The following is a 15637-nucleotide window of genomic DNA, read 5'->3' on the forward strand; positions in this document are numbered from 1 at the left end:
CACTTTTGCTTACTTTTGGTGCTTTTCAAAAGTAAGTCGCCGAAGGCGAAACAGTCTGCCCCCAGGCAGACGCCCTTGATCTTGATCTTGATCTTGATCTTGATCTTGATCAGACATCTTCGATCCGAATGACTTCGTCCGTTACTTCCTCAAGCTGCCGCACGATCTGATAAATATTCGCCACCGCCAACAGTGTCGTGCGCGGGATGTACTTGCCCGCCTTGACCTTATAAAGCGTCCGCGCCAGCCAGATACTCTGCACCACCGGAATCCCCGCCTTCTTCGCCCGCGCGATCAACGCCAGCGCCTCATCATCCTCACCCTTGCAATGAATCTGCGGCAGCGGCGTCGTGCCCGGCCGGTAATACAGCGCCACCGCATAATGCGTCGGATTCACCACCACCATGTCGGCATCCTCCACCGGCTTGGCCGGCGCGGTCGGCGCCTGGTTCAACAACTCATGGGCCAGCTGCCGACGATGCCCCTTCACATGCGGATCACCCTCGGCCTGCTTGTACTCCTTCTTGATGTCCTCGTGGCTCATCCGCAGCTTCTTGGCGTGGAAGTACTTCTGCAGCGCAAAATCGACCGCACCGATCACCAACAGCAACCCCAGCGTTGCCCGCAAGATATGCCGGAACACCTGCAACAGCGCATGCCAGTACGTCGTCAGGTCCGTGCTCGACAGCAAAATCAGCGTGCCCAGTGACGGCTTCACCACCACGTACAGCGTCACGGCGATGGCCGTGGCCTTTAAAATACTGAGCAGCAAGGTCGTCAGGCTTTGCGCCGAGAACATTTGCTTGGCGTGGGTGAACGGGTTGAGCTTGTTGAAATCCAGCTTCAATGCCTTGGGCGCAAACAGGAACCCGATCTGCATCCAGCTCCCCACCAGCCGCATCAACATCGCGATGCCGACGCTGCTCAGAATGAACCCGATCAACACGCTGGCGCCTTCGCTGGCGACCTGCTCGACGGTGTGCATGAAGGGCCGGCCAACCCCTTGAAACGACAGGTTCAGCAAGTTCAGCAAGCGCGCGACGCTTTCATCCGCCAGGCCCAGGGTCACTTCGCTGACGACCAGCAGGACCAGCAGTTTGCTCAGGTCCTGACTCTGCCCGACCTGGCCTTTTTCGCGGGCGTCGCTTAGCTGTTTGGGCGTAGCCTTTTCGGTTTTTTCGCTCATGGCACCTGCACCAGTTGGCCGAGCAAGTGCTTGAGATCGGCGAGCTGCATGATCTGGCCGTTGCCCAGTTCCAGCAGCGTCGGCAGGTAGATCAGCAGGAAGGCGATGCCCGCCATGCTCTTGGCCGGCATGGCCAGGATCGACACATTCAGTTGCTGCGCGTAAAGGCCAATGATCGCCAGCGCGGCCTCGATCAACAGCAGCAAGCCAATGAACGGCGCGGCGTAGAGCATCATGTGCTGGAGGGTCTGGTTGAGTTGTTCGAGAAACAGGTCCAGGCCGTCGACGGTCATGCCGGGCAGCCAGGCGGTGGGCGGCCAGACCAGATAACTGTCCCAGATCACTTGAGTGATCAGCGACAACCCGCCGGACAGGATCACCAGCATGATCAGCGTTTCCTGAAACAGCTCGCCCAGCGGCGTCGCGTCAGGCCCCAGCGCGGGGTTCAGCTGGCCGCCGCTCAAGGCGCCGCGCTGGCTGTCGAGGAGCGCGCCCACCGAGGCGAACATCCAGAACGGCGCGTACAGCAACAGGCCGAGGAGGGTGCCGAGTACGGCCTCTTTGAGCAGCAGCGCGCCGATGGAAAACCAGTCGTCTTGCATGCCCGACAGCGCGCGGCTGATGCTCGGTGCCGGCACCATCGAGACCACCAGCACCACCGCGTAACGCAGCGGGCCCTTGAGGTATTTGAAGCAGAACGCCGGCACCAGAATCATGCACGGCAGGATGCGCGCGGCCGCCAGGCCCATGCCCAGCATCAGTTCGAACAGGCCCTGGGCGTCGAAGGGCATTTAGTGCGCGCCGCCGGACCGGGCGATCAGGTCGAAGGCCAGGTTGATGAACTGGATCAGCTCGACACCGATCCAGCGCCCGGTCATGGCCAGGGTCAGGCCGACGGCGGCCAGCTTGATGCCGAAGGGCAGGGTCTGGTCCTGGATCTGCATCAACGCCTGCAACAGCGAAGTGATGACGCCGACCAGCACGGCGACCCCCAACGGCGGTGCCGTGAGAATCACCACCAGAAACATGCCCTGCTTGAACAACGCCAGCGCTTCCATCACTGCCTCACATGTACGAGTAGAAAAGGCTGTCGAGCAGGCGCGTCCAGCCTTGCACCAGCACGAACAGCAGCAGTTTGAGGGGCAGCGAAATGGTCATCGGCGAGACCATCTGCATGCCCAGGGCGAGCAGCAGGTTGGAGACGATCAGGTCGATGACGATGAACGGGATGTAGATCAGAAAGCCGATCTGAAAGCCCGCCTGCAACTCGGACAAAACGAAGGCGGGGACGGCCAGCAGCAGGTCGCTTTTGCTGGCCTGATCGGCCATGTCCTTGGGCCACATGCGCTGCGTGTTGTCCAGCAGGTGGGCGACGACCTCGGGGTCAGTGTTGCGGCTCATGAACCGTTGCAATGGCTCGATGACGGTGTTGGCGCTGGCCTGCAGTTTTTCAGTGCTGCCCATCTCCAGCGGGCGATCGTGAACCCGCTGCTGAATCTCGTGGGCGACGGGGGCCATGACGAACATGGTCGCGGCCAGGGCGATGCCGTACAGCGCCATGTTCGGCGGCACCTGTTGCACGCCGATGGCGTTGCGGGTGATCAGCAGGGTCATGGCGATCTTGAGAAAGGCCGTGCAGACGATCAGCAGAAACGGAATCAACGACAGGGCACCGAGAAACAGCGCCAGCATCACCGGGTTCATCCCGTCCATGATCATGGGCGGGCCGCCATGCGGGTGATCTGCAGACCGAGCCGGCCTTCGACGCTGACCAGTTCGCCTTCGGCAACGACCCGTTCGCCGTGGCACAAGGTGGCGAAACCGGGGGTTACGCCGTTGACGGGTAAGACGGTGCCGGCAGCGAGGCGGCGCAGGTCGCCCAACGTGAGTTCGAGGCTGCCACAGCGCAGGGTCAGGGCCAGCGGCAGTTGATCCAGGGAATCGAGGGAGGTATGGGTTTCGGCCGGTTGGGGCTCGTAAGAGTGGCCCGCGTAGCCATCGGCGGCGGTTTCATCCTGCCACTCGTTTTCAGTGGTTTGATGTTCGGGGGCGCCGTGATGTCCAGGGTCCTCAAAAGCTTCCCGGCTGAAGCCGGTCCTACTCTGATCCGGCGCCTGATTCAGCGTTGGCTCAATTGACTCATCGTCGGCAAGATCCTCGATCTCGTCTTCGTACAATTCTTCATTGACCATGTCCCAAGTCTTCCTCGTGGCTGAACCGTACATACAGCTGCTCTGCGCGGCTGTCCGTCTGCACTGCCCATTGCCGACCCGCCAATTGAAGCCGACCGCCGCCTTCTTCGTCGAAATGACACAACGACGGCAGCAGCACGTCCCCTGGTTGCAGCGACGCCAACTGGTCGAGGCTCAACGACAGCTCGCCCAACACCAGCGGCTGGCGGATGGGCCAGTCTGACGCGACGTTCTGCCGGTGCGGCTGCCATTCATGGCGGCCGAGCAGTTGCAGCATGACCCGCGCGTCGGCGCAGAGCTGTGCGTGCAACACCTGCGAGCCCAGACGCACTTTCAGCCGGCAGTTCATCGGCGCGGTATTCGGGCTTTCGCCAAAGGCGGACAGCGCAGTGATATCGCTGAGTGGCCGCAAAGGGCAAAGCAGTTCCGCCAGTTCTGTACTCATGCGTTGATTCACCAACTGCCAGTACCAGGGCTGGTGCTCGCCGCCGAGGGTGACCGGCAGTTCGCCCAGCAAGCTGAGCACCGCTTCGGCGTCGTTCAGGGCGAAGGGGCCGATGGCGCTGTCGAACCACGTCAGCGATGACGCGTTCCCGGTTGAAGCCGGTCCTGCCAAGGGCGCGCAGTCATCGTCGGGTATCAATCGCAGGGTCAGTTCGCCCCGCTGACCCTGGGCGGTGTAGCCGCAGCTCACGCCCGCACCCAGCAGACGCGAGGCCTCCGCGACGGCGCCGCTGACTTCCCGCAGTTGCAGCGGACTGAATGAGGCGTTCCCGGCTAAAGCCGGTCCTACGGGGTTCCGGTGGCACATGTCCGAGTTCATCGCCGAATTCATGTCCGAGTTCATGCCTGCGCCTCCTCATGCAACGACAGGTCAACGTCACAGCCCAGCGCCTGTTCCAGTGCGCTTTCGCAGTTGCGTTGATGGGGCTGCAAGCGTTTCAGTACGCCGCGCCTTGCGAAGCCCAGCTCGATGCTCCACTGGTTGTCGCGCTTGTTGGCGTTGACCTGGACCTTGCCCAGATTGGGCATCAGCAAGGTCAGGCTCAACGGACCGTCCGGCTGCTGGGGCAGGCGCTGGGCGAGCTCGTCGATGAGCTGCGTGGGCACGCCCTCATTAGGGAACAACGTGCTGAAGCTGCTCCCGGCGAAACCCGATTCGCTTTGCTCTTCCGTCACCGGCGGCACCAACAGTTGGGAGAAAAGCATCCCGTCTGCACTCAACGACGCAGTCGACGCGGATTCATCGCACAGCCGGCGCAGGCGTTCGGCATCGGCGCGACGCACAGTGGTCAGTGGCTGGCGCGTTTCACTCGGGGAAGCAGGAGAGGGCGAGGGCGTACGGGACGGTTCAGCGCGTGGCTGCGGTTGCGGGCGAGGCGGGTGTTGGACGGGGCTGTTCATGACGATTCACCTTGTTCGTTGAGGGCCTCGGCGAGGCAGGCGAGTTTTTCCACGGCGCGTTGGGACGCTTTCGCCGCGTGTTTCGCCTCGGCCAGACGCTGCTGTTGTTCCTCGATACCTATCTCTTGGCGGGCCATGTCCTGACGGATATAGGCGAGCCGGTCGAGCATGCGGTTTTCCTTCTCGTGCCAGCGTTCGAGGTCGTCCAGCGACATCGCTTTGTTGACGTGGGCGCTGCTCAACACCTGGCGGCGTTCACGCTGGTTATGCCGTTCCTGCGCGTAGGAGTCGCGAGTCTGTTGCAAGTGGTTATGCATCTGCTCCAGGCTTTTCTGCGCCTGCCGTTGCGCCCGCTCGGCGCTGGCCTGGCGATGCTGACGCAGCGGCGTGAGCACGCTGATGACCTGTTCCATGGCGAGGGTTTGCGGATCGACTTCAAGCGCTTCTTCCACGCCATCACTCCGGCAGTTGCGAGGTGAGTTGCATCAGCGCTGCCAGGGTCTCTTCCAGCGGCACCGGCTCGCGCAAATCCTGGCGCAGAAACGCATTGATCGGCTCGTTCAGCCGCACGGCGCAGTCGGTCACCGGGTCGCTGCCGGGCTGGTATTCGCCCAGGCGCAGAAGCATTTCCACTTGCTTGTACGCGGCCATCAATCGACGCAACCGGTTGTTCGCCTGCTGGTGCTCGCGGCCGGTGACGTTGCTGATGATCCGACTGATGCTGGCCTGCACGTCGATGGCCGGGTAGTGCCCGCGCTCGGCCAGTTTTCGCGACAGCACAATGTGGCCGTCGAGCAGCGAACGCACCTCGTCGGCGACCGGGTCGTTCATCGAATCCTGTTCGATCAGCACGGTGTACAGCGCGGTGATCGATCCTTTCTCGCTCATGCCGGCCCGCTCGACCAGGCGCGGCAGCAGGGTGTAGACCGAAGGGGGCAGGCCGCCGCGCCCGAGGGGTTCGCCGGCGGCAATACCGATCTCGCGCTGGGCCCGGGCGAAACGGGTCAGGGAATCAAGCAGCAACAACACTTTCAGGCCGCGCTCACGAAAGGCTTCAGCGATGGCCGTGGCGGTGAAGGCCGCGCGGGCGCGCTCCATGCTGGACCGGTCCGATGTGGCGCAGACCAGCACCGAGCGTGCGCGCAACGTGGCGTCCAGTTCGTGGTCGAGAAACTCGCGCAGCTCACGGCCCCGCTCGCCGATCAGGCCGAAGACGATCACGTCGCAGTCCATGTTGCGCGCCAGTTCGGCCATCAAGGTGGTCTTGCCGCAACCGGCACCGGCGAACAAGCCGACGCGCTGGCCTTCGCCGAGCAGAATCGCACTGTCGATGGCGCGCACGCCGGTGGGCAACGCTCTGCTGATCCGCGGCCGCTGGGTTGGCGGCAGCGCGTCGGCGATCACCGGCAGGGTCACGCGCCGATCACCGGGCCCGGCGAATGCGCCTTCTGAATCGCCCAGCAAAGGGCGACCGAAACCGTCAAGCACGCTCCCCAGCAAATGGTCATCGACGCCGATGCGGTGGGCCATGCCCAGCGGCCGAATGTGCGCGCCGACCTGAATGCCGTCCGGGGTGCCGAGGGCACTGAGCAAGGTGCAGTCGCGGGTAAAACCGACGATTTCAGCGAGCATGGTGCTGCCGTCGGATTTGCTCACTTCACACAAGTCACCGACCTTGGCTGCGGGAATCTGGCACTCCAGCAAGATGCCGCTGACGGCGCTGACACGGCCGCTGACCTTCACCGCAGAGAAACTCTTCAAGCGCTGAAGGTGAGCGGATCTCCATTGATCCAGCGCCGCGTTCACCAGCTCACCTCGTAGTGGCGGTCGCCGTCGAACTGGATGCGGTTGTCATCGATGCGGGTCAGGCGCAGCCCGGCCAGCTCGTCACCGACGTACAGCCGACGACCGTCCGCCGTGACCAGGTGGGCGTGGGGACCGGACATGATCTGCACGATGGTGAACGGCAGGCCACTGGTGCCGGCGGCGACGTTATCGATCAACGCGACCGGCGTGTCATAGCGGTCCTTGAAACGCTGGAGCATGCGCTGATACACCAGCTGCGATTCCGGCTTCAGGTTGCCGCTCAAGGCCAGGCCCTCAGGCGTCTGCTCCACGCTGACGTCGCTCAGCAGTCGTTCGCTGAGCATGGTGTTGAGCTGGCGTTTCACGTCATCGACGCTGGTCAGCCGGATGCGTTTTTTGGCCGACGGCTCGGTGGTTTTGCTCTTCTCGTTCGAAGGCCTGGCCGGCTGATTGCCCTGCTGCGCAAGTTGCTGCGCCGGCGTACTGATTGCCAGTTGCTCTGAAGCGGGCGCGGCGCTGCGGCTCAGGCTCCAGGCGCTGCCGGCGATGCCCAGCAACAGGCCGATGACCACGCCGGTGGTGCGGTTGAAAAAGCGCGAGCGCGACTCAACCTTCTCCAGCGGCGCGCTGGCGGGCGCTTCCGTGTGCGAAGTCTGCTCGGACTTCGCTTGAGGAATCACCGCCGGCAGCGAAGGCCAGGGGTCTTGCGCCGGAGACACGCACAGCCAGACCGAACCCAGCACAAAAGCGGTGTTGGGGGTGAGCAGGGTGCTCGCGTGAAGATGGCCTTCCTCATCGGCGATGGGGCCGTCGGCCGCGTTGAGCAGCCAGTCTTCGCCCTGGCGTTGCAGGCGGCAGTGCAGCTGTTCGACGCCGGGATCATGCAGCGCCAGATCCTGATCGGCGTCAGCGCCAATGCCCCATTGCTCACCCACCAGGGGCAGCGCGGCGCCCTGATGCAGGCCGGTCAATACGCGTAATTCAAACATGTGACGCTCTCCAGGCACTCAAGCGGCGTACTCGTTATCCAGCCCTTGCGGGTCGTCTTCGTGATCGCTTTCGAAGTCGTCTTCCAGGTCGAAGCGCCCCAGCACCTTGACCTGCGCCGCATTGCTGATCTCGGCAAAGGACAGCACCGGCACGTGGTAGAACTCCTCCTGCAGCAGGGTGCGCAGCGGGCTGCGCAGATCCTGTGCGACCAGCAATACCGCGCGCTGGGCACTGCGCAGCGGGAAGGCGATGTGCAGCTGCTGTACCAGCAACTGGCTGGTTTCGTTGTCGAGGGCAAAGAAGGTTTCGGTCTGGGTCTGGCGCAGGCCGTCGCGCAGAATGCCTTCGCTTTCCGGCGTCAGCACCCAGACCAACAAGCCTTCGGGGCCGGAATACTGGTGGTAGATCTGCGATTTCAGGGCGATGCGCACGTAGTCGGCGAGCACCGTGACTTCGCGCTCGTGCTGGCCATGCTCGATGAGGGTTTCGGCGATCACCCGGATCGCCCGCAGCGGCACGCACTCCGACGCCAGGCGTTGCAGCACCGCCGAGAAGCGCGCCAGTGGCAGTACCCGCTGCATTTCCTGGGCAAGCTCCGGCTGCTCCGATTCCAGCCAGCCGAGGATTGCCTTGGTTTCCTGCAGGCCGATGAACTGCGGCCCGCACGATTGCAGCGCCCGTTCCATGCGCTCGATGATCAGCGTGGTCGCGTCGATGCGCTCGACTTCTGCTTCCTGCAATTGCGGCGCGTCGGTCGGCAGCCACAGCCACTGACCTTCCTCGCGCTCGATGCTGCCGTACACTGCCGACTCGTGGGACCCCTCGACCGAACGGGCGTCCACCGCGACGTGGGTCTGGCTGAGCGTGGCCCTGAGCAGCGGCACTTCGTAAACCGAAAAGCGAAACTCGTCCGGCGGCAACAGCTCGCTGGTTTCGATGATGAACGAGGGCAGGGTCAGGCCGTATTGCACCACCAGCCGATTGCGTCGCTGACGGATTTCGCTGACCAGCGCCTCGATCTGCGCCGGGTTCTGACTGGGGTGAAAGTGCAGCACGAACTGGCGGCTGGGGGAGAAAGTGCGCAGGTCTTCTCGGCCGTTCATTTCCGGCGCGACGGCCACGGCCTGGGCCTGCTCGGCCTGGGGCTTGGCGCGGTGCAGCTGGAGCAGGCCGCCGACCCCGCAGATGATCGAGATGACCACGAACACCGCCGTCGGCATGCCTGGCAGCGCAGCGAATCCCAGCATGGCCACCGCCGCGATGATCCACGCCTTGGGCTGGCTGGTGATCTGCTCGGCAATTTCCCGGCCGATGTTGGGTTCCACGCCATTCTCGCCGCTGGGCACGCGGGTGATGATCATGCCGCAGGTGACCGAAATCAGCAGCGCCGGGATCTGTGCGATCAACCCGTCGCCGATGGTCAGCACGGTGTACACCTGCAAGGCGTCGCCGGCGGTCATGTTGTGCTGCATGACGCCGATGGCGATACCGCCGATCATGTTGATCGCGACGATGATCAGGCTGGCAATGGCGTCGCCGTTGACGAACTTCATGGCCCCGTCCATGGCGCCGAACAACTGACTTTCCTTGCCCAGTTCGGCGCGGCGCTTGCGCGCCTCATGCACGCTGATCAGGTTGGCGCGCAGGTCGCTGTCGATGGACATCTGCTTGCCCGGCATTGCGTCGAGGGTGAAGCGCGCGCCGACTTCCGCCACCCGCTCCGAGCCCTTGGTGATCACCAGAAAGTTGACCACGGTGAGGATCAGGAAGATCACCAGGCCCACCGCCAGGTTGCCGCCGACCACGAACTGGCCGAACGCTTCGACGATGTGCCCGGCGTCCTGATTGAGCAGGATCAGGCGCGTGGTGGAGATCGACAGCGCCAGACGAAACATCGTCGTCAGCAGCAGCACCGCCGGGAAGGTCGAGAACGCCAACGGGCGCGGCAGGTGCATCGCCAGCATGATCAACAGGCAGGAGATGCAGATGTTGATGGCGATCAGCACGTCCACCAGGCCGGTGGGCAGCGGTGTGATCATCATGAACACGATGGCGATGACCACGAACGCACCGACGATTTCCGAACGGCGCATGGCCGCGAGCGCGACCTGATTGAGCAGGTTAATGACACGATCCATCAGGCGAGGCCCCCCTGGAGCTGGTTCTGTTCCTGCCGAGTCAGCTCGGCCATGAGAATGAGCAGGTTGCCCAAGGCGTTCTGGCGGCTTTTCAGGTCGCGCCAGAGCAGAATCGGCAGCTGTTGCAGCATGGGTCGCAGCCCGTTGAGAAACGCCAGTTGATGCTTGAGCTGGTTGCCGCCGATGTGTTGCGTCAGTTGCAGGGTTTCGCCCAGGCTCATGCCCTTGCCCGACAGCGCCAGCAGGTGTTTGAGGAAGGCCGCAGCATCCACTTGCAGCGCGGGGTTCTTGTTGCGCATGCGACCCAGCAGATGCTCGCAACTGCGCAGCAGGGTGGTGACGTGCCGCGCGGTGTTCAGGCCGTGCATCAAGGTGCGCAGTTGCTGCGGCGACGTGGACGGGGTGAGCGATGACAGGTCGTCGGCGAGGGCGCTGCGCATGTCCCGCAGGTTCAGCTCGAATTCGCCGGGCTCTTCCTGCTCGTTGATCAGCGCGTCGATTAATCCTGTGATGTTCTGCTGCCCGGCCACCGCCACGCTGTAGAGATTGCGCAGGGCGCCGCGGCGCTTTTCCGAAGTCGGCCGGGAAAACGCCTTGGCGCTGTTGATGCCTGCGCGGGTGCGTTTGCCGTATTGACGACGCAGTTGCTTGAGCTGCTGGCTCAGCACCACGTGCTCGCCCATTGCACCGTCGGCCTGGGCCTGTTTTCTGGCCGCCTGCAGCATCACATGGGCCTTGGCCGGGTCGCCGTCGGTGTAACTCAGAATCTGCGCCAGGCTCGAAGCGTTCTGGTTTTGCAACTGCTTGCGCAGGTTACGCGCGGCATCGTCGAGGCCTTTGTCCTGGCTGCCCATTAACAGCTGATACAGCTCGCCCAGTTTCACCGCCCTCGATTGCAGGGCGTTGCCACTGGCGAGTAGGTCCCGCTGGCTGAGGCTGCGGCTCTGTTGAACCAGCGCCGAAGCGAACCGCGCGACCTGTTGCGGCGAGGTGCCGTTGACGTTCGGCGGATTGACATGCAGGGGCGCAGGCGCCTGCGTTTTTGCCGGCGTGATCGCAGGGGCTTGCAATGCCTGTGGGGCAACGGGGGCGGCGATCTTCATAAGTCGGCTCTGGATGGCTCGGTTCGGGGCCTGGTCATGGGTCCTGAGTGGAGCGCGGCGCCAAACGGTTCCATCTATTTGTGCGCAGAGGTGGAGCAGACCGATCTGTGCCAAATCTCGTCCGGGAAACAGCGTGTTCGCGCAAAGATTTGCACAGTCGCGTTCTTCGATATTTATTTATGTCATGAAAAACAATGACTTATAGGGTTTTAAGGTGTGGCACGCATATCGCTATAGGGCTAATACACTCAAAACAAGGAAGAGCCCTGATGTTTTCCAACCTTGCGATTCTCGACATTGACGCCCCGGCGCGCCGTCCGGCCCAGGGGATACGTCACCTGACCAGTGATCAGATCAAGATGATTCGCGGCTTCATTCAGAAGCGGGTCATGAACCCGGAAGATGTCGACGACATTCTGCAGAGCACCTTTCTGGAAGCGCTGCGCAGCGAGCACAAGTTTCAACACGCGAGCAAACCCCAGACCTGGCTGTGCGGCATCGCTCTCAACCTGATCCGCAACCATTTCCGCAAGATGTACCGCCAGCCGTACCAGGAAAGCTGGGAAGACCACACCCATTCCGAACCCGACAGCCATGGCGACATCGGCCATCAGGTCGACGGCCATCGTCAGTTGATGCAGGTCGTCAGGGCGATCGGCACGCTGCCGTCGAACATGCAGCGGGTGATCGAGGTGTCGCTTGAAATGGACGGCAATTATCAGGAAACCGCTTCGTCCCTCGGGGTACCGATTGGCACCGTGCGCTCGCGCCTGTCCCGGGCAAGGGAACAACTCAAGCGGCAGATGGACCCGTTTGCCTGAGTGCCGAGTGGGACTGACTGAATGCGATCTGAGTGGGACCGGATTTAGCAGGGAAGGCGTCACGCTGCAAGATTGATGGTGATCACGCTGGCCTCTTCCCGGCTAAAGCCGGTCCCACTAAAAAGCATCGCGTACATCCAGCGAGACTGACTGAATACGATCTGAGTGGGACCGGCTTCAGCCGGGAAGGCGTCTTGCGTCACGCTGCAAGATTGATGGTGATCACGCTGGCCTCTTCCCGGCTAAAGCCGGTCCCACTAAAAAGCATCGCGTACATCCAGCGGGACTGACTGAATGCGATCTGTGTGGGACCGGCTTTAGCCGGGAAGGCGTCGGTCGCCACGCTGCAAGATTGATGGTGATCACGCTGGCCTCTTCCCGGCTAAAGCCGGTCCCACTGAAAAGCATTGCGTGCAGCCAGTAGTTGGCAAGCAAAGCTCAGTAGTTGGGAAACAAACTGCAACATTTATCGGAACCGACCCGGCTCAGCAACCACACAGTCGCTATCCCTCATGCCCGGATGACGACTTCATGCGTATCTCAAGCACTCCCTACAACGGTGTTGCCCCTCAATCCGCCGGCGCCGATGCCGCCCAGGGATCGCCGCTTGCCGACCCCAAATCGGCGCTGTTGCTCAAGGGTGGGGTCGATCCGAATGTGCGTTTCGGTGCCTCGCCCCAGCAGTCCTCGGCGAACGGTACATTTGCCGGCAGTAGCCCTTCAGGCAAGATGCAAAGCACTGAACAGCAGCTGCTTTCATTGCTGAACCAGCTCACCCAGCTCTTCAAAGGCCAGGCGCAATCGTCGCCCGAATCCGCCACCTCATCGACGGGTGCACCCGCACAGAACGCTCCCGCCGGTGGTGCCGTTCCCACAGGCAACCCTCAGCCTGTGGCTCAGGTTAACGCCTCAGCCCCCGCCGCCCCGGTCGAGGCGGCGAAACCCGCCGAAGAACCGAAAGCCACCGAAGCAGCGTTTCTCGATGACTCGAAATATTCGTCGCCCAAGGAGCTTGAGCGTTGGGCGCCGATGGTCGCCAACCTGCCAGCGGACCAGCGCGATCAGGCGGCCAAAGAGCTGAACCGACCCATCGCCGCCGCGCGCATGGCCGCTGAAAAAGGCCCGGACGCGGCCAAGGCCATGGACTTCATCAACGCCAACCCGTCGCTGAAAACCGCCGTGGACACGGGCAAACACGGCGGCAAAGCGGACGGCAAAATCACCGACGGTGACCTCAAGGCCTTTGCCAAGAACATGCAGAAAGCCGCCGACAGCGCGGACAAGGACATTGCCAGCTACCAGAAAGACCATCCGGACGCCGACCCGCAATCGCTTGAAATGGTCCGCAGCGCTGCGATGATGCGTGCCAACGAACCCCTGACCAAAGCCGCCGACCCCAAGCATGCGTTGGGCGCCGACGGCAAAACCAAGGTCGATGGCCTGACCAGCGCCGATGGCCTCAAGGCGATTCAGAACGACAATCCGGGGCTGGGCGGGCCCTTGAAGCAGGCGGCGAAAACCTGGTCGCAGCCCGGGTTTCTCACCCAGATCGATCAGGGTGGTCTGAGCGGTCGATCGCTCGCGGCCCACAGCCCCGACAAGCTGTTCAACGCCAAGAACATCAGTGACTGGATCAAGAAGCAGGCACCCACCAATGGCGGCGAATTTGCCAGCGTGCTCAGCGATGCCGCCACCCTCAACTCGGTGGCCAACGTCGATATTTCCAAGCTGGGCAAGGACGTCTTCGACAACCCGTCGGCCTACAGCGGCGAGCAGAAAGCCGCAGTCATGGTCAAGTTGCAGCAGACCCAGCAGAGCGTCGTTGCCGGCCAGGACCTGCGCAAGACCGGCAAGACCGAAGATGCGCTGAACGAAAAGATCGGCCAACTGCAGGCCGATCCCGACGTGCAGGCGTTTCTCGACAAACAGATCCCGCAGCAGTCGCGGGCGCTGGTCGACAGTACGCCGTCGTTGCAGGAAGCCGTCACCAGGCAGATGCAGAGGGTCAACAGCGGCGAGGCCCTGCAAGCGGATCTGAGCACGGCCGACAAGGCCACCAAAAAAGACAAGCCGAACGCCGATTACAGCAGCGCCCTGGGCGGGTTGTCGGCGCAATTGCAAATGCAGAAAGACTTGCTCGGCGACAACGCCACTGTGCCGACAGCGCAGCAGGTACTGGGGCAGCGGCCTGATCTGCAGGGCAAGATTCAGGATTCGTACGTGCGCAACTTCAGTGAGGGCGGTGCCGTCCGGCAATTGCTCGATCAGAAAAAAGCCGATGGCGAGGAGGCGCTGCAGAGCGCCGACGCGCAGAAGGCCGCCTACGACAGCGTCCTGCCGGACACCTTCGTGCAGAGCCAGCAATCGCGCTATGTGGATTCGACCTTCCGCCATCTGGAAGACACCAAGAGCGGCCGCAAGGTGCTGGAAAACGCCAAGGGCGATAAAGACCACGCGCCGTCGATGGCGGCTCAAGTGGCTTCAAATATGGGACCGTCGGCGCTGCGCTCGGTGGCAGGCTTTGCCTCGGTCTCGGACATGCTCGCCCGCGGCGACAAAACCGACGCCGCGAGGACGATTTACGACAGCACCAAGTCCGGGCTTTCGGCGGCCAAGACCGGTTACGACGCCGTGGCCAAATCTGCCGGGCGCGCAGGGCTCGGCGAGGTGGCAGCGAAAGTCGGCGGACGCGTTGCCGGCATGGTCGTGGGTGAAGCAGCGGGCCTGGCGGCCGGCGCTGCCATTGGCGCATCCATTCCGGTGGTGGGCTGGATTGCCGACGCGGCCATGGCCTTGGGTTTCGGCATCTCCGCCATCATCGAAGCCGTCAAAAAGCACAAGGCCCAGAAGGCTTTCGATCACAACGTCGACCCGGTCCTCGATCAGTTCGGCATCCCCAAAGCCCATTGATGTTTCCTGACCCGAAAGAGGTAAGTGACCATGAGTATCGGTATTTCCCAGATTCGGCCGTTGAGCGACCCCGCCGCCCACCCGGATTTTTCATCCCTGAGCGGCAAGCCCGGGCAGAGCAATTCCCTGGGCGGTGGCGGCGGCGCCGGTGGGGCGCTCGACGCGAGCTCGATTCTGTTTGCCCATGCCGGGCAGTCCCAGGTCAACTTCGGTTCCCCTCAAAATCAGGACCCGACGACCAACGCCGCTAACCCCCTCGCCGGTGGCGCCGACCAGAATGGCATCGCCCAGCAGCTCATGGCGTTGATCATTCAATTGATGCAAATGCTGATGCAGAACAACCCCAACCAGACCGGTAATCCTGGTGCGCAGAACAATGCGGTGACCGGCGGCGGGGGAGGCGGCGGTGCGGCCGAGGGTGCGGGCGGCGGTGCTGGCGCTGCGGAGGCTGCCGGCGGTGGTGCCGAAGGTGCAGGAGCTGCAGGAGGCGCTCAGGCCGCCGCCGCGCCCGCTGCCAATGCCGGCGCGGTAAGCAGCGACATGGCCCTCAGCGGTTCGGGCGATTTGCATTTGCCACAACAACTCGAACCTTACCGCAACGACATCATGGACGCGTCCAAGGCCACCGGCGTACCGCCGAGCATTCTGGCCGGGCAGATCTGGGCCGAGTCCCGCGGGCAGTTGGGTCAGGACACCACCAACGTCAACGGCAAGACCGATGCGGGCGTGATGCAGGTGAACGCCGACACCTTCGCCGCCCTCAAGCGAGACAACCCCAAAGAGCTCGGCAACGCCGACGTCAACAACGCCCACGACAACATCATGGCCGGCGCGCTGTACATGCGCGATCAGAAGAAGGCGTTCGGTGACTGGGACTCGGCATTGCGCGCCTACAACTCGGGCCCGGACAAGGTCAACAAAGGCAACCTCGGGGATGCCGGCGGCATCGGCGATCCGAAGTACGTCGAGAACGTCATGAATTTCGCAAAAATCATCGAAAGCGGTCAGGGGCAATTGCCGGCCTGATCGTTATCGTCAATCCATCGGGGAGCAGGTTTCACAGGTGTCGCGCTCCTCTCACAGCGTG

15 protein-coding genes are annotated in these 15637 nt (G+C 62.9%); 3 read left to right on the top strand and 12 right to left on the bottom strand.

Features of this window, described 5'->3' with window-relative positions; genetic code table 11:
* Positions 1-109: 109 nt before the first annotated feature.
* Genes sctU through sctW form a run of 12 tightly spaced genes read right to left on the bottom strand, consistent with a single transcriptional unit; the run spans position 110 to position 10819 of the window.
* On the bottom strand, positions 110-1186 hold the full coding sequence (gene sctU, locus ACYAR8_RS18640) for a type III secretion system export apparatus subunit SctU (protein WP_108122854.1): 1077 nt from the start codon (positions 1184-1186) through the stop codon (positions 110-112).
* The gene (gene sctT / locus ACYAR8_RS18645; protein WP_108122856.1) at positions 1183-1977 is read right to left on the bottom strand and encodes a type III secretion system export apparatus subunit SctT; all 795 of its coding nucleotides are present in this window, start codon (positions 1975-1977) and stop codon (positions 1183-1185) included. The genes sctU and sctT overlap by 4 nt, the downstream gene beginning before the upstream one ends.
* Positions 1978-2244, bottom strand: a complete 267-nt coding sequence (gene sctS, locus ACYAR8_RS18650) for a type III secretion system export apparatus subunit SctS (RefSeq protein ID WP_065989232.1) — start codon at positions 2242-2244, stop codon at positions 1978-1980.
* A 7-nt stretch (positions 2245-2251) separates the two neighbouring features.
* Complete coding sequence (sctR, locus tag ACYAR8_RS18655) at positions 2252-2905, bottom strand: type III secretion system export apparatus subunit SctR (RefSeq protein ID WP_074893582.1); 654 nt, start codon at positions 2903-2905, stop codon at positions 2252-2254.
* Positions 2902-3378 carry a FliM/FliN family flagellar motor switch protein gene (locus ACYAR8_RS18660; protein WP_463580704.1) on the bottom strand — a complete coding sequence of 159 codons (477 nt, stop codon included), beginning with the start codon at positions 3376-3378 and terminating at the stop codon, positions 2902-2904. Before ACYAR8_RS18660 ends, sctR begins: the two co-directional genes overlap by 4 nt.
* Complete coding sequence (locus ACYAR8_RS18665) at positions 3368-4225, bottom strand: type III secretion system protein (protein WP_463580705.1); 858 nt, start codon at positions 4223-4225, stop codon at positions 3368-3370. Before ACYAR8_RS18665 ends, ACYAR8_RS18660 begins: the two co-directional genes overlap by 11 nt.
* A complete protein-coding gene (locus tag ACYAR8_RS18670; RefSeq protein ID WP_074893578.1) occupies positions 4222-4782 on the bottom strand; it encodes a type III secretion system HrpP C-terminal domain-containing protein in 561 nt (186 codons plus the stop codon). The genes ACYAR8_RS18665 and ACYAR8_RS18670 overlap by 4 nt, the downstream gene beginning before the upstream one ends.
* Positions 4779-5234: a type III secretion protein gene (locus ACYAR8_RS18675; RefSeq protein ID WP_463580706.1), complete on the bottom strand. Its 456-nt coding sequence runs from the start codon at positions 5232-5234 to the stop codon at positions 4779-4781. The genes ACYAR8_RS18670 and ACYAR8_RS18675 overlap by 4 nt, the downstream gene beginning before the upstream one ends.
* Positions 5235-5238: 4 nt before the next feature.
* Entirely contained in the window at positions 5239-6588 is a 1350-nt protein-coding gene (locus tag ACYAR8_RS18680) for a FliI/YscN family ATPase (RefSeq protein ID WP_463580707.1), read from the bottom strand.
* Positions 6585-7577: a type III secretion system inner membrane ring subunit SctD gene (gene sctD / locus ACYAR8_RS18685; protein ID WP_463580708.1), complete on the bottom strand. Its 993-nt coding sequence runs from the start codon at positions 7575-7577 to the stop codon at positions 6585-6587. The genes ACYAR8_RS18680 and sctD overlap by 4 nt, the downstream gene beginning before the upstream one ends.
* A gap of 18 nt (positions 7578-7595) precedes the next feature.
* Positions 7596-9716, bottom strand: coding sequence for a type III secretion system export apparatus subunit SctV (sctV, locus tag ACYAR8_RS18690; protein ID WP_463580709.1), 2121 nt, complete (start codon positions 9714-9716; stop codon positions 7596-7598).
* Complete coding sequence (gene sctW, locus ACYAR8_RS18695) at positions 9716-10819, bottom strand: type III secretion system gatekeeper subunit SctW (RefSeq protein ID WP_074893568.1); 1104 nt, start codon at positions 10817-10819, stop codon at positions 9716-9718. The genes sctV and sctW overlap by 1 nt, the downstream gene beginning before the upstream one ends.
* A 269-nt stretch (positions 10820-11088) precedes the next feature.
* Here sctW and ACYAR8_RS18700 point away from each other — a divergent pair, with 269 nt between their 5' ends.
* The 3 genes from ACYAR8_RS18700 (at position 11089) to ACYAR8_RS18710 (ending at position 15576) form a co-directional block, all read left to right on the top strand.
* Positions 11089-11640 carry an RNA polymerase sigma factor gene (locus ACYAR8_RS18700; RefSeq protein ID WP_074893566.1) on the top strand — a complete coding sequence of 184 codons (552 nt, stop codon included), beginning with the start codon at positions 11089-11091 and terminating at the stop codon, positions 11638-11640.
* A gap of 531 nt (positions 11641-12171) precedes the next feature.
* The gene (locus tag ACYAR8_RS18705; protein ID WP_463580710.1) at positions 12172-14550 is read left to right on the top strand and encodes a type III effector HrpK domain-containing protein; all 2379 of its coding nucleotides are present in this window, start codon (positions 12172-12174) and stop codon (positions 14548-14550) included.
* A gap of 30 nt (positions 14551-14580) precedes the next feature.
* Entirely contained in the window at positions 14581-15576 is a 996-nt protein-coding gene (locus ACYAR8_RS18710; RefSeq protein WP_463580711.1) for a transglycosylase SLT domain-containing protein, read from the top strand.
* Positions 15577-15637: the final 61 nt, after the last annotated feature.

It is taken from the genome of Pseudomonas sp. HP_01, assembly GCF_055284355.1.

What these genes read in the sequence shown, in the direction of transcription:
- sctU (WP_108122854.1), bottom strand. Translation starts at nt 1,186, where the DNA reads ATGAGCGAAAAAACCGAAAAGGCTACGCCCAAACAGCTAAGCGACGCC.
- sctT (WP_108122856.1), bottom strand. Translation starts at nt 1,977, where the DNA reads ATGCCCTTCGACGCCCAGGGCCTGTTCGAACTGATGCTGGGCATGGGC.
- sctS (WP_065989232.1), bottom strand. Translation starts at nt 2,244, where the DNA reads ATGGAAGCGCTGGCGTTGTTCAAGCAGGGCATGTTTCTGGTGGTGATT.
- sctR (WP_074893582.1), bottom strand. Translation starts at nt 2,905, where the DNA reads ATGATCATGGACGGGATGAACCCGGTGATGCTGGCGCTGTTTCTCGGT.
- ACYAR8_RS18660 (WP_463580704.1), bottom strand. Translation starts at nt 3,378, where the DNA reads ATGGTCAATGAAGAATTGTACGAAGACGAGATCGAGGATCTTGCCGAC.
- ACYAR8_RS18665 (WP_463580705.1), bottom strand. Translation starts at nt 4,225, where the DNA reads ATGAACTCGGACATGAATTCGGCGATGAACTCGGACATGTGCCACCGG.
- ACYAR8_RS18670 (WP_074893578.1), bottom strand. Translation starts at nt 4,782, where the DNA reads ATGAACAGCCCCGTCCAACACCCGCCTCGCCCGCAACCGCAGCCACGC.
- sctD (WP_463580708.1), bottom strand. Translation starts at nt 7,577, where the DNA reads ATGTTTGAATTACGCGTATTGACCGGCCTGCATCAGGGCGCCGCGCTG.
- sctV (WP_463580709.1), bottom strand. Translation starts at nt 9,716, where the DNA reads ATGGATCGTGTCATTAACCTGCTCAATCAGGTCGCGCTCGCGGCCATG.
- sctW (WP_074893568.1), bottom strand. Translation starts at nt 10,819, where the DNA reads ATGAAGATCGCCGCCCCCGTTGCCCCACAGGCATTGCAAGCCCCTGCG.
- ACYAR8_RS18700 (WP_074893566.1), top strand. Translation starts at nt 11,089, where the DNA reads ATGTTTTCCAACCTTGCGATTCTCGACATTGACGCCCCGGCGCGCCGT.
- ACYAR8_RS18705 (WP_463580710.1), top strand. Translation starts at nt 12,172, where the DNA reads ATGCGTATCTCAAGCACTCCCTACAACGGTGTTGCCCCTCAATCCGCC.
- ACYAR8_RS18710 (WP_463580711.1), top strand. Translation starts at nt 14,581, where the DNA reads ATGAGTATCGGTATTTCCCAGATTCGGCCGTTGAGCGACCCCGCCGCC.